Here is a 13,465-nt window from a genome sequence, read left to right as displayed (position 1 = left end):
TCGCCCCTCAAGCCGGCTAAAGCAACTTGTGCCTTAAAGCTTGAACTGTATTTACTTCTTCGTCCCATAAACTTATCTTTTCCTTTTCGTCAGCAAATGACAATTAGTTCCATCTCAACTCTCAAATCTACCACTTTTTGAGTTGTCTAGTTTTTGGGGAGTATTATAACCTAACGAAATCGCCATCGCTTAGGTCGAACTCACGTTAATGTAGAGTAGAGGGGGTATTTAAGCCCCCTTTCTCGCCAAAAATACGTACATTTGTAAACTATTTGAAAATCGGTTACAAGCGACAATAATGGAGTATAAGTTTCAGGATATTGAAAGGAAGTGGCAGAAGCTCTGGGTGGAGCACAAAACCTATAAGGTTGAGGAAGATGCTAGTAGACCCAAGATGTATATTTTGGATATGTTCCCATATCCATCTGGTGCTGGTCTGCACGTAGGTCATCCTCTTGGCTATATTGCGAGTGATATTCTTAGCCGTTACTATAGGCACAAAGGGTACAATGTACTGCACCCTATGGGGTACGATGCCTATGGCCTGCCTGCTGAACAGTATGCGATTCAGACGGGGCAGCATCCAGAGGTAACTACCCGTATCAATACTGCTAGATATCGTGAGCAGTTGGATAACCTTGGATTTAGTTATGACTGGAGTAGAGAAGTGATGACCTGTGATCCAGCTTATTATAAGTGGACTCAGTGGGCTTTTGTGCAGATGTTTAGTAGCTACTTCGATAACACTACTAAGAAGGCTAGACCAATTGATGAACTTATACACCACTTTGAAGAGCAAGGTACTCAAGAACTTGATGTGGCATGTAGCGAAGAGCTAGAGTTTACAGCCGAGGAGTGGAAGTCCATGGGTGAGCGTGAGCAGCAGGAGGTACTCATGAACTATCGTATTGCCTACCAAGGTGAGACCATGGTAAATTGGTGCGGTGGGCTTGGTACCGTTCTTGCCAATGACGAGGTGGTAGAAGGTTTGTCGGTGCGTGGCGGCTTCCCAGTGGAGCAGAAACTAATGAGGCAGTGGCAACTCCGTGTGAGTGCTTATGCCGACCGATTGTTGGAGGGTCTTAACAATCTAGAGTGGAGCAATGCGATTAAGGAAACGCAGCGCAATTGGATTGGTAAATCTTCGGGCGCTTTGGTACACTTTCAGCTAAAAGATAACGAAGAGCGAATCACGGTATTTACTACTCGGCCCGACACGCTATTTGGTGTAACCTTTATGGTGCTGGCTCCAGAGAGTGAGTTGGTGGATAAGGTTACTTCTCCAGAGCAGAGGGAGGAGGTAGAGGCTTATGTACTTCGTACCAAGAAGCGCACCGAGCGTGAGCGCATGATAGATCACTCAGTGAGTGGCGTATTTAGTGGGGGGTATGCGATTCACCCTATCACAAAGCAAGAGGTGCCTATTTGGCTAAGCGACTATGTTCTTGCCGGGTATGGGACGGGTGCTGTAATGGCAGTGCCCGGACACGATACGAGGGACTTCGCTTTTGCTAAGCACTTCAATCTTCCAATCATACCTGTGGTGAAGCCTAAGGATGTCGAGATTTCTGACAATCCAACTGAGTGGGAAGGAGCTGTGGATAGCCACGAAGGGGTGATGATCAATAGCGACTTCCTGAACGGACTCAAGGTAAAAGACGCAATCTATAAGATGGCGGATTACCTAAAAGAACACAGACTAGGGCACCGCAAGGTCAATTTCCGTCTGCGCGATGCTATTTTCTCACGCCAAAGATATTGGGGCGAACCATTCCCTATATATTATAATGAGGGCATGCCATATACATTGGATGAGAGTAAGCTCCCTCTATTGCTGCCTGAGGTAGACAAGTTCTTGCCGACAGAGAGCGGTGAGCCACCTCTAGGACGTGCGAAAGATTGGAAGACAGAGGAGGGCTATCCTTTGGAACTCAATACAATGCCTGGTTTTGCTGGAAGCTCGGCTTACTTCCTCCGTTATATGGATCCGCATAATGATAAAGCCCTAGTAGCAAAGGATAAGAATGAGTACTGGCGCAATGTGGATATCTACTTCGGCGGTGCTGAGCATGCTACAGGACACCTTATATATAGTAGGTTCTGGAACATGTTCCTATACGACAGGGGTTATATCTGCGAGGAGGAGCCATTCAAGAAGCTGGTCAACCAAGGAATGATTCAGGGACGCTCCAATTTTGTCTACCGTATTAAAGGCACTGATAAGTATGTGACCTACTCTAAGATAGAGGAGTACGATGTACAGCCTATCCACGTAGATGTTCATATCGTGCACAATGATAAGCTGGACTTAGAGGCGTTCAAGAAGTCACAGCCAGATAGGGTCAATGCTGAGTTTATCCTTGAGGCGGATGGTACTTACCATTGTGGTTCTGCGGTGGAGAAGATGAGTAAAACCTATCTCAATGTGGTTAATCCTGATGATATCATAGAGACCTACGGAGCTGATACCCTAAGGGTATATGAAATGTTCTTAGGACCTCTAGACCAGTCTAAGCCATGGGATACCAATGGTATTGACGGTGTATATAGGTTCCTTCGCCGTGCGTATGCGCTTTTCTTTAATGAGGCAGACGAGCTAGCTATCTCCGACGATAAGGCTAGTCCAGAGGAATTTAAGGCATTGCACGCTGCAATAATGAAGGTTAATCAGGGTATGGAGAGCTATTCTTTCAATACCTGTGTGAGTGCCTTTATGATTTGTGTCAATGAATTGACCACTCTTAAGAGTAATAAGCGTGAGATATTGGAGTCGTTTACCGTCCTATTAGCACCATTTGCACCGCATATAGCGGAGGAGATGTGGCAATTGCTCGGGCATGAGGATAGTGTTGTAGATGTGCCATATCCAGTGCACAATGATGCTTACCTCAAGGAGAGTGAGATCAAATACCCTATCTCATTTAATGGTAAGGTGCGCTTTACGCTCACCCTCCCAGCAGATATGACCAAGGAGGAGATTGAGACAGAGGCTCGTAAAGCGCCTGAGATGGAGAAGTATCTCGATGGTAAGGCTATCTCCAAGGTCATCGTGGTTCCTGGTAGAATCGTGAATATAGTAACTGTAAAATAACCATAAAAGTACACAAACAATGTCGTCAAAGAGCTATGCAGTGGTGAAGGATTACCTAATCATCACTCTCGGTTTATTTATTTATCTAATCTCATATTTCGGCTTTATCTATAGTCATGAGATTACTAGTGGAGGACTTGCTGGTATCTCCTCTGTTATCAGTTGGGGATTGAATATTCCTTTCTCACTACCTTACAACATTATCAACTTTACTCTCTTGGCTGTTGCGCTTAAGGTAATAGGCTGGAGGTTTAGTGTTAAGACTGCATATAGTGTAGCAATACTTGGTGTAAGTACCTCATCAATCGAGAAGTATATCCTACCATCACTTAGGGAGTTCCTCCCATTGCAGAATGACCCTGCACTAGCGATGATTCTGGGATCTATCCTTATCGGTGTCAGCCTTGGTATGGTATTCTCTGTCAATGGTTCCACTGGTGGTACCGATATTGTAGCAACGATTATCAATAAATATAAGGCAGTATCTATTGGTCGTGCGCTGATCTATATCGATGTCGTAACTATTGCAGCTAGCTGGTTTATCTTCAAGAGCCCTGATAAGCTAGTGTACAGTATGCTACAGGTGCTGATTACCAACACGACTATCGATTACTTCCTCAAAGGTTCACGCCAAAGTATGCAATTCTTTATCGTTACCAATAAGCATCAGGAAATAGCCAACCGAATCATTAAGGAGGTGAATAGAGGAGTTACTTTCCTCAATGGAGAGGGTGCTTATTCACACAGCGAAGTAAAGGTATTGATGGTCATTGCCCGTAAGACAGATAGTGTGAATATCTTCCGTATTGTAAAGGAACTAGACCAAAAGGCCTTTATCACTCAGAGCTTAGTAAGGGGAGTGTATGGAGAGGGATTTGATACTATCAAAGTCAATAATGCTAAGAAGCAAAAGACTCAAGCTCCAGAAGGTGTAATGCTTGAAGGGAAATAATATATGAAGCTACTTATAGCTACCCATAATGAACATAAGACCCAGGAGATAAGAGATATCCTCTTTGCTTCTGGGCTCTCTATTGAATTGTATTCTCTCAGAGACCTCGGGGATATGGAGGAGATCCCAGAGACGGGAGATACACTATCTGAGAATGCTTTGCAAAAAGCGCAAACTGGCTATGACCGACATGGTATCAATTGCTTTGCCGATGACACTGGACTAGAAGTAGAGGCGCTCGGAGGCGCTCCCGGAGTGTACTCCGCACGTTATGCTGGTCCGAAGTGTAATCCTAAAGATAATATCGAAAAGCTACTCGGAGAACTGCAGGGTATTACCAATCGTAAGGCTCGCTTTCGTACCGTTATAGCCTTAGTCCTTGATGGAGAGAAGTATTATTTCGAGGGTGAAGTCAAGGGAGAGATAACCGAAGACTTGAAGGGAAAAGATGGCTTCGGTTACGATCCTATCTTCCTTCCTGAAGGGTTTAATGAGACCTTTGCTGAGATGAGCGAAGAGGAGAAGAATAGCATAAGCCACAGAGGCCGTGCTACTCAGAAACTCATAGAATTCCTTAGAAGTAGACAGTAATTTATATGGGATACGCAGCACCACTATTCGACCAATACACTCAAGAGCGACTAGCTATGAAGCTAAGTCATCTTCTTGGAGAGATACAGGGCGTGGTTCAGCGTGCCTTCAGGGATAGGTATTGGATTACTGCAGAGGTATCTAACTACAATCGAAATAATAGTAGCGGGCATTACTACTTTGACCTAGTAGAGACAGACCAAGGTACGCAGAAAGCCTTTGTCCGTGCCAACCTATGGGCAGGGGTAGCCGCTCGAGTATTGTCTCACTTCCAGAAGGTAACTGGAGGCATGATTACCAATGGTATGGAGTTGCTCATGCAGGTGAGTGTCTCTATGCACCCGCAGTACGGACTATCCCTTACTATCCATGACATCAATCCTGAGTACACGCTAGGAAATCTAGAACGTCTGCGCCAAGAGACCATCAGTAGGTTACAATCAGATGGTATCTGGGAGCGTAATAAGCAACATCAGCTGCCCTTACTACTACAGAGGATTGCCGTAATCTCATCCGATACCGCCGCTGGATTGGGTGACTTTCGACAGCAGATAGCCCAAAGTGTAGTTGGGCGTCTGATGCAAATTGATCTCTTCCCTTCTATTATGCAGGGTGCCGATACTACACCATCCATGTTCCAAGCAATGGCGAAGATACACCAGAGTACTACGCATTATGATGCCATTGTGATTATCCGTGGCGGGGGAAGCAAGATGGATCTATCGGCATTTGATAGCTATCAGATATGCAGATACATTGCGCTCAATCCCTTGCCAGTGATTACTGGTATAGGACACGAAAGGGATATCTCTGTAGCCGATATGGTTGCGCATACAGCTCTCAAAACACCAACAGCGGTTGCCGAATTCTTATTACGTAGGATGGAGCAAGTCGTTATCCAGCTTTTCAATGCAGAGGATAGGCTAGAGAATGTACTTACAGAGATAATTGACCAACAGAAGGAAACTATTCAAAAGCTCTCTAATAGGAGTTCACTCTACCTTACGAGAATGGAGAAGGAGTCGCTCCTCAGTATCCATAACTATCAGTATAGGCTTCATCAATCGATGAATAATAGACTGATTCGAGAGAGGAATAAACTCGAGGTGCAGCTTACACAGATAATTTCGGTACTCACTCTAGGGCGTACCAAACTCAAAGAGCAGTCGCAGCAAGTGGATTATATGAGAGATAGGCTCTCCAGATGGCTCTCTGATCTCCCGCTCAGACTAGAACAGAAGCAAGAACAGTATGAAAAGATTGCCCGCCTTCATGACCCTCACAATATTATGAGGAGAGGCTTTGTGCCAGTGGTTAGAGAGGGCGAAGCTATTACTAATACTACTCAAGTGAAGGAAGGAGATCAACTCCGCATACTCCTACTAGATGGAGAAATCGATTCCAATGTGCAAACAATAATACGAGATACATTATGACAAATCAAGAGATTATCACGCTTAGCTATGACGAAGCTGTAGCAGAGACCGAGGCGCTACTAAAAGAGCTGGAGAGTAATCAGCTCCCCATTGATGAGGTGTTGCAGAAGAGCCGCCGAGTAGTAGCGCTGATTGCGCATTGCCGTCAAGAGATAAAGAAAGTAGGCGAGGAGGTTGGAAAAATTCTAGATGAGCTAAAAGAAGAGAATAGTTAGTCCTTTCGCACTTCGTAAATGTGCCTTAATTGGGAAACAGAAAACCTCCGCTATAGAGTATCTCTCTAGAGCGGAGGTCTTTATATGGCGTGGACTTACTTCTCTACAAGATAACCGATAAACCAGGTGGTATCTGGACCATCTGCCTGATATAGTAGATCTTGAAGTGCATCATGCCCAGAAGCTTCGGCTCTCTCCAATGCAGCATCGGAGATAGGTAGGTCATAATCCATGCGGAAGTCGCCACCTCTATGATAGGGCTCAGGGAGAAAGCATGCGCCCTTGATACGAAGGGTCTCACTTACTTTGCTCTTAACCACAGAGATATTCATATACTCGTAGTAGCGAGGTACAAAGCCAAAGATCCCATTGGCATAAGCATCGAGACGGATATCCTCACCCTCCTGAAGGTTGGGGTTATTTAGGATAAGTCCGTCAGAGGACTCCCGGACATCCACATACTTACCCATGCTTTCCTGGTTTACCTCACGGTACTCAATCTTCTTGTGACCAGCAACAATTGCATCGAAACGCTCTTGGCTAAGGTTTAGGTACAGCGTATTATCTCTTGTCGATGGTTTGCCCGAAGGGATAAACTCGAAATAGTTGGGGCTATTTATAAAATCTTTTGTTGCCCTAAGCTCTCCAGCCTTAGGCGAGGTAAATGGCTTGCCATCCCAAGTATTTACTTTCAGTTTGCTATTGACCTCACCAATGAGTTCCTGAATCGTCTTGTGCACCTTCTTGAAAGGGCTTTCATTCTTCTCTTTCATATCTTAATTCTTACATCTAGCTAAATAACATTTACGGCAGAGGCACAGGTATTCATTCTTTGCTCCGAGCATCACCACTTCATCGCTATTGGAAAGGCGGTAGGAATAATTGGCTGGTGCGCCACAGTCCATACAAATAGCGTGAACCTTATTGACCCTATCGGCAATGCTCGTGAGCGCAGGCATAGGTCCAAAAGGGCGACGCATAAAGTCTAGGTCAAGCCCAGAGACAATGACACGTACACCTCGATCCGCAAGCGTTTGGCATACTTCCACAATACCATCATCCAGAAACTGAGCCTCATCTATCCCCACCACGTCGGCATCCTCCACAATATCCAGAATCTCACTAGCGGTAAATACGGGTATAGCGGCTATAGAGTTCTGATCATGGCTCACTACATCAGTTTCATGGTAGCGAGTATCTGTAAAGGGTTTGAATACGACAACATTGAGCTTAGCAATAAGCGCCCTTTTCACACGCCTCATCAGCTCCTCGGTTTTCCCCGAGAACATGGAGCCGCATATTACTTCTATCACGCCAATACGTTGGGAGCCTTTGTGGTAACTCTCCGTTATTTGGTCATCTAATGTCATAATAGTATCTATATTTATTCTTTCCTTAGTTTGGCAAACTTAAGTATTAATTGGCGGACTTGCCCATCTCCGAAACGAATAGATGCCTTAGTCCCTGATACACTATCGGAAAAACCAAGTACCTCTCCTCTACCAAAGTTGTTATGGTACACGTGGTCCCCTTCCTTAAAGTCTACTTGAGGAACCTCTGCTGCAAGCTTTTCATCTCGCCCCTTAGATACCCCATCACTTCCTACTTGTCTATCTCGCCGTACTCGGGTCACCCGTCGGGTAGGTGATGGTAGATCTCTATGCATGGCTTGTACCTTCTCCCTAATCTTTTCTTGCACTCCTCCAGAAAGGATTCCAGTATTATCCTTCACATATCTGGGGTCAAGATCACGAAGGAATCTACTAGGAGAGGACATATTAAGTTGACCATTGATCATACGCTCTCGGGCATAACATATAGTGCAGTTCTTCTTGGCTCGAGTAATCGCTACATAGAATAGTCGCCGTTCCTCCTCTATCTCGGCTTGGCTCATACTGCGCATATTAGGAATTAACCCCTCCTCTATACCAACACAGAAAATATGTGCGAACTCAAGCCCCTTGGATGCATGCATGGTCATCAAGGTCACCTTCGGGGTATCGTCCTCCTCAGTATCCTGATCAGTATAGAGCGTCATCTCTCGGACAAATTCCTCTAGGGTTGGCTCCTCTCCTGTCTCTTCTTTCCTGCGGTTAATAAAGTCATCCAGCGCACTTACTAGCTCTGCTATATTATCTATCCTAGATTGACCCTCTACAGTACCATCATTATAGAGCGTTTTGAGACCAGATAAGTCGATTACCTTCTGAAGGTATGGAACGGGTTGTAGCTCCTCAGTAAGCTCGGTAAGCACCTTGATAAGTTCACCAAATACTTGTAGCTTCCCGATACCCGCACTCTTTATAGAGGGGGATAGCTTCTCTGGATGCTCAACAAGAGTTATAAATGGGAGTTGCTCCCTATTCGCAATATCGGAAAGCGCTTCAAATGTAGTAGCACCGATGCCTCTAGCAGGGGTATTATATACTCTTCTAAAGGCTTCGTCATCCTGAGGATTGATAACCAGACGAAGATATGCTAGCACATCCTTTACCTCCTTACGATCAAAGAAGGATAACCCACCATAGATACGATTGGGTACCCCGAACATCTTAAGGTTTTGCTCCAATAATCGGCTTTGGGCATTGGTGCGATAGAGGATAGCTATCTCTTCAGGATCCACGCCATCTGAGATAAGCTTATTTATCTGAGCCGCTACTTGCTGTGCCTCCATAGGCGCATTGAAAGACTCAAAGAGCAATATCTTCTCACCCTCACCTGCTACTGCCTCTACCGTCTTGGGAATACGCTTCTCATTCTTGGAGATAAGTCCATTAGCTAAATTGACAATATTCTCGGTAGAGCGATAGTTTTTGGTTAATTTGAATAGCTTGGCACCAGGAAAGGTTTGGCTAAACTGCAAGATATTATCTATCACTGCCCCACGGAAGGAGTAGATACTCTGTGCATCATCACCCACAACTGTAAGCTCTGCGTCGCTTGCTTTGAGTAGCTGTACAATCCTATGCTGCACCCTATTGGTATCTTGGTACTCATCTACCAGTAGGTATTTGAAGCGCTCGTGAAATACTTTCCTTACATCCTCAAACTGTTGGAGTAGCCTCATCATATTAAGGAGCAAATCATCGAAGTCCATGGCATTTGCCCTTCTACATCTTAGCTCATACTCCTTATAAATCTGCGGTAGATGGGGTAGACTTTTCTGAAGGTTTTGCCTCCTTCGTAGCATATCCTCCGCTAGCTCCCCTGGTGTATAACCATCATTCTTCGTACTAGAAATATGAGACTGAATCGTTGCGGGCTTGTAAAGCTTCTCATCCAATTCTAGCTCCTTTATGATAATCTTAACGAGCGAACGTGAGTCTGTAGTATCGTATATCGTATAGGTGTTGGTATAACCCAGACGATCGGCATAGCTCCTAATGAAGCGAGAGAAGACAGAGTGGAAAGTGCCCACAGTGATATACCTCGCCAAAGGAGCTCCTACAAGGCTTCCTATGCGTGCCTTCATCTCTCGTGCTGCCTTATTCGTAAAGGTAAGAGCAAGAATCTGGAAAGGGGCAACTCCTTGGGTTAGAAGGTAGGCTATCTTGGTTGTTAGTACACGCGTTTTGCCTGCACCCGCACCTGCAAGTATCAGACTATCGGACCCGGAATGCAGTACCGCCGCTAGTTGTTCGTCATTTAGACCACTCAAGAGTTCTTCTCTATCTTTCATCTTTTCATCTCCTCTCTCAGATACGGGGTCGTATGCCCCTTGTCTTGTGCAATCATCTCCTCAGGTGTACCAGTAAATACGATTCTACCACCGCCTTCACCACCTTCTGGTCCAACCTCTATAATATGGTCGGCCACCTTGATCACGTCTAAATTATGCTCAATAATTACTACCGTATTACCCCGGTCTACTAGTTTATTGATGATTTCCATAAGCACGCGGATATCCTCAAAGTGTAGCCCTGTAGTGGGCTCATCAAGAAAATAGATTGTCTTTCCCGTATCCCGTTTCATCAGCTCGGTTGCGAGCTTCACGCGCTGCGCCTCTCCTCCAGATAGCGTGGTACTCGATTGCCCGAGTTTTATATACCCTAGACCTACATCCTGAAGTGCCTTTACCTTACGAAGTATCACAGGTTGGCTATCGAAAAACTCTACAGCCATATTCACCGTCATATCCAGTACGTCCGCAATAGACTTACCCTTATACCGTACCTCTAGCGTTTCACGATTGTACCGCTTTCCTTTGCAGGTCTCGCAGGGGACATAGACATCGGGTAGGAAATTCATCTCTATCTTCTTATACCCATTGCCATTACAAGTAGCACATCGCCCTTCCTTTACATTGAAAGAGAATCGTCCAGGCTTATACGCTCTAATCTTGCTCTCAGGCATCTCCACAAATAGATTACGGATATCTGTGAATACGCCTGTATAAGTTGCAGGATTACTCCTAGGAATCCTGCCGATTGGAGATTGATCCACCTGTACCACCTTGTCTATATGCTCAATGCCCTCAATACTTGTATAGGGTAGGGGCTCCTCGAGCGAACGGTAGAAGTGCTTCGATAAGGCAGGGTATAGTGTATCATTGATATAAGTACTCTTCCCACTTCCAGATACCCCTGTTACAAGTACTAGCTTACCTAAGGGAATCTCTAGCGAATCTCCCTTTAGATTATTCCCTGTAGCACCGATTAGTTTCAGCGAGAGCTCTTTCCCCTTTCTTCGCTCTTCAGGTATCTTAATCTCCTTCTCAGCCCTAAGATATTGAGCGGTTAGCGTATCAGCCTGTATCATTCCCTGAGGATCACCAGCATATATCACTCTTCCCCCTTTTCGCCCAGCACCAGGCCCCATATCCACCACATAGTCAGCTGCTAGCATCATATCTCTATCATGCTCTACCACGATGAGCGAATTGCCCTGGTCTCTAAGCTGTTTGAGCGACTCTATAAGTCGTGTATTATCTCTTTGGTGTAGTCCAATACTTGGTTCGTCCAAGATGTATAGGACATTGACCAACTTGCTACCCAGCTGAGTCGCCAAACGAATACGCTGCATCTCGCCGCCGGATAGCGAACCAGTAGTACGATTCAGCGTAAGATAGTCCAGCCCCATCTCCAGTAGAAACTCCAATCGGGTTACAATCTCTTTTACTATCTCTACAGCCACAGTCTTCTTACGCTTCTCTATCTTAGTAGGCACTTTTTTGACCCACTCCAATAGTTTAGGCAACGACCAATTAGAGACCTCTGATATATCGTAGCTATCAATCTTGAAGGAGAGCACCATCCTATTGAGCCGCTTGCCATGGCATACAGGGCACACCTTAAAGGTATTAAATTGCTCCGCCCACTTTCGGGTCTTAGGTGACTCATCCTCATCAGCTAAGGCTTGGAGGTAGGAAAGTAGACCTTCATACCCGAAGAGTCGCTCTACCTTACCTGTCGCCTCCACCTTCCGTCGTAGGGGATAATCCACACCATTGAGAATGTCGTCTAAGAGTTCTTCGGGAAGACTCCCTATGGGATCATTGATGGTATAACCGTGGTGATCCGTAATGGCTTCTAACTGCTTAAATATCATATTGGGCTTGAAGTTGCCCAATGGTGCTAGCCCTCCGTGGCGAATAGAGAGCTTAGGATCGGGGATAATCTTTGTCATATCGGGGGCTGGAACCTCTCCAATACCCTTACATTTAGGGCAAGTGCCTTGCGGTGAATTGAAAGAAAAGGTGTGCGGAGCCGGCTCTTCAAAGCTCTCACCCGACTCCAGATCCATCAGTTGTTTACTATAAAAAACAGGCGCCTCATCACGCTCATGCTTTTGCACCATAACTACCCCTTTCCCCAGTCGGAGAGCCACACGAAGGGTCTCCCTAAGGCGGGCAAGAGTCTCCTCATCATCTCTTACAGCTAGTTTATCCACTAGCACCTCGACGCGGTGATTTTGATAGCGAGAGAGCGCTAATCCCGGACGCAGCTCTAGTAGCTCCCCATCGGCACGCACATAGAGATAGCCCTTTTTGCGCATCGTCTCTAATAGCTCGCGATAATGCCCTTTTCGGTCTCGTACTATGGGTGCAAATATCTGTATCTTCTCCCCTGTATATTGCTCCACAACCATGCCGAATATCTGATCCTCAGTATGGCTAATCATTGCTTTGCCACTCTGAGAATAAGCAGTAGCCGTGCGAGCATAAAGTAAGCGGAGGAAGTCGTAGACCTCAGTCGTAGTACCCACAGTGCTTCGAGGGTTTTTGACCGTAGTCTTTTGTTCGATAGAGATTACGGGCGAAAGCCCTACAATCTTATCCACGTCGGGGCGCTCTAGATTGCCAAGAAAACCACGAGCATAGGCCGAGAAGGTCTCTAAATACCTGCGGTTGCCCTCTGCGAAAATAGTGTCGAAAGCAAGCGAAGACTTACCGCTACCACTCAGACCAGTTACCACAGTAAGGGAGTAGCGAGGAATCTCTACACTTATATCCTTGAGGTTATGCTCTCGAGCACCCTCAACGATTAGAAATTCACCCGTATGCTCTCTTTGATCATTCATCTTTTTATTCATAATCGATCCCACATAGACTTACAAAGATACCAAATATGTAATGAGTAATCTAATATTTTTGTCTTCCAAATCTGCAGAGAATACACTGTGGTACGCTTCATTTTATAAGCCTCTATAAACGATAGAATTAGGGCGATATCAAAGACGAATGCAGTATAGATACCTTATCTATCCAAGGCTCTTTCAATATGAATTACCAGTACAAGTAGCACCTGTTATGTAGACCAGTACAATGCTCTTAGGCGAGCACTAATTTTGGAGACGGCAATCAGTAAAATTTATTCCTAGGAATAAATAAAACTTTTCCTAGAGATAAATATTTTTATTTGTACAGAAAAATAAATTTATTCCTAGGAATAAATTTTCCTCCTAGTGCTACCTAGATTCCGCAAAGTATAGATCGGCGCTGTTGGGGGTAGTATTTGGGGGTACTTTGGGGTGCTCTTTGCTGTATTTTGGGAGGTGTTTGGCTGTTTTGGAGATTGGTCTTTGTCTTTTTTATCTATTTATAAGCTACTGAATACCACAATTATTGTAAATGGGTACACTTTGGGACACGAGATTGCCAGCGGGCTATTTGGTTAGCTCGCTACTGAATGTTTCCAATTGTTTGTTTCCCTCTCCTCTCCCTCTCCTTTTTGCTACACCG

The 13,465-nt window shown here is 45.2% G+C and carries 9 protein-coding genes; 5 read left to right on the top strand and 4 right to left on the bottom strand.

Features of this window, described 5'->3' with window-relative positions; genetic code table 11:
- The first annotated feature begins 298 nt into the window (after nucleotides 1–298).
- Genes leuS through xseB form a run of 5 tightly spaced genes read left to right on the top strand, consistent with a single transcriptional unit; the run spans nucleotide 299 to nucleotide 6,285 of the window.
- The gene (gene leuS, locus A3GG_RS0108365; RefSeq protein WP_018358844.1) at nucleotides 299–3,091 is read left to right on the top strand and encodes a leucine--tRNA ligase; all 2,793 of its coding nucleotides are present in this window, start codon (nucleotides 299–301) and stop codon (nucleotides 3,089–3,091) included.
- A gap of 19 nt (nucleotides 3,092–3,110) precedes the next feature.
- The gene (locus tag A3GG_RS0108360; RefSeq protein WP_018358843.1) at nucleotides 3,111–4,043 is read left to right on the top strand and encodes a YitT family protein; all 933 of its coding nucleotides are present in this window, start codon (nucleotides 3,111–3,113) and stop codon (nucleotides 4,041–4,043) included.
- Nucleotides 4,044–4,046: 3 nt separating this feature from the next.
- Nucleotides 4,047–4,634: an RdgB/HAM1 family non-canonical purine NTP pyrophosphatase gene (gene rdgB, locus A3GG_RS0108355; protein WP_018358842.1), complete on the top strand. Its 588-nt coding sequence runs from the start codon at nucleotides 4,047–4,049 to the stop codon at nucleotides 4,632–4,634.
- 5 nt (nucleotides 4,635–4,639) lie between these two features.
- Complete coding sequence (gene xseA / locus A3GG_RS0108350; protein WP_018358841.1) at nucleotides 4,640–6,070, top strand: exodeoxyribonuclease VII large subunit; 1,431 nt, start codon at nucleotides 4,640–4,642, stop codon at nucleotides 6,068–6,070.
- Nucleotides 6,067–6,285 carry an exodeoxyribonuclease VII small subunit gene (gene xseB / locus A3GG_RS0108345; protein WP_018358840.1) on the top strand — a complete coding sequence of 73 codons (219 nt, stop codon included), beginning with the start codon at nucleotides 6,067–6,069 and terminating at the stop codon, nucleotides 6,283–6,285. Before xseA ends, xseB begins: the two co-directional genes overlap by 4 nt.
- 95 nt (nucleotides 6,286–6,380) lie before the next feature.
- Here xseB and A3GG_RS0108340 read toward each other — a convergent pair whose 3' ends face one another.
- From A3GG_RS0108340 to uvrA, 4 genes are read right to left on the bottom strand one after another with little or no spacing between them, the layout of a single operon-like run.
- Nucleotides 6,381–7,058 carry a hypothetical protein gene (locus A3GG_RS0108340; RefSeq protein ID WP_018358839.1) on the bottom strand — a complete coding sequence of 226 codons (678 nt, stop codon included), beginning with the start codon at nucleotides 7,056–7,058 and terminating at the stop codon, nucleotides 6,381–6,383.
- 3 nt (nucleotides 7,059–7,061) lie between these two features.
- Entirely contained in the window at nucleotides 7,062–7,655 is a 594-nt protein-coding gene (locus A3GG_RS0108335; RefSeq protein ID WP_033408687.1) for a thymidine kinase, read from the bottom strand.
- Nucleotides 7,656–7,669: 14 nt separating this feature from the next.
- Nucleotides 7,670–9,964 carry an ATP-dependent helicase gene (locus A3GG_RS0108330; protein ID WP_018358837.1) on the bottom strand — a complete coding sequence of 765 codons (2,295 nt, stop codon included), beginning with the start codon at nucleotides 9,962–9,964 and terminating at the stop codon, nucleotides 7,670–7,672.
- A complete protein-coding gene (gene uvrA / locus A3GG_RS0108325; RefSeq protein WP_018358836.1) occupies nucleotides 9,961–12,804 on the bottom strand; it encodes an excinuclease ABC subunit UvrA in 2,844 nt (947 codons plus the stop codon). Before uvrA ends, A3GG_RS0108330 begins: the two co-directional genes overlap by 4 nt.
- Nucleotides 12,805–13,465: the final 661 nt, after the last annotated feature.

The sequence above is a fragment of the Porphyromonas levii DSM 23370 genome, from assembly GCF_000379925.1.
GTDB lineage: Bacteria > Bacteroidota > Bacteroidia > Bacteroidales > Porphyromonadaceae > Porphyromonas_A > Porphyromonas_A levii.
The sequence above is the reverse complement of the archived record's forward strand: the minus strand, read 5'-3'. Positions and strand labels throughout refer to the sequence as shown.

What these genes read in the sequence shown, in the direction of transcription:
- leuS (WP_018358844.1), top strand. Translation starts at nt 299, where the DNA reads ATGGAGTATAAGTTTCAGGATATTGAAAGGAAGTGGCAGAAGCTCTGG.
- A3GG_RS0108360 (WP_018358843.1), top strand. Translation starts at nt 3,111, where the DNA reads ATGTCGTCAAAGAGCTATGCAGTGGTGAAGGATTACCTAATCATCACT.
- rdgB (WP_018358842.1), top strand. Translation starts at nt 4,047, where the DNA reads ATGAAGCTACTTATAGCTACCCATAATGAACATAAGACCCAGGAGATA.
- xseA (WP_018358841.1), top strand. Translation starts at nt 4,640, where the DNA reads ATGGGATACGCAGCACCACTATTCGACCAATACACTCAAGAGCGACTA.
- xseB (WP_018358840.1), top strand. Translation starts at nt 6,067, where the DNA reads ATGACAAATCAAGAGATTATCACGCTTAGCTATGACGAAGCTGTAGCA.
- A3GG_RS0108340 (WP_018358839.1), bottom strand. Translation starts at nt 7,058, where the DNA reads ATGAAAGAGAAGAATGAAAGCCCTTTCAAGAAGGTGCACAAGACGATT.
- A3GG_RS0108335 (WP_033408687.1), bottom strand. Translation starts at nt 7,655, where the DNA reads ATGACATTAGATGACCAAATAACGGAGAGTTACCACAAAGGCTCCCAA.
- A3GG_RS0108330 (WP_018358837.1), bottom strand. Translation starts at nt 9,964, where the DNA reads ATGAAAGATAGAGAAGAACTCTTGAGTGGTCTAAATGACGAACAACTA.
- uvrA (WP_018358836.1), bottom strand. Translation starts at nt 12,804, where the DNA reads ATGAATGATCAAAGAGAGCATACGGGTGAATTTCTAATCGTTGAGGGT.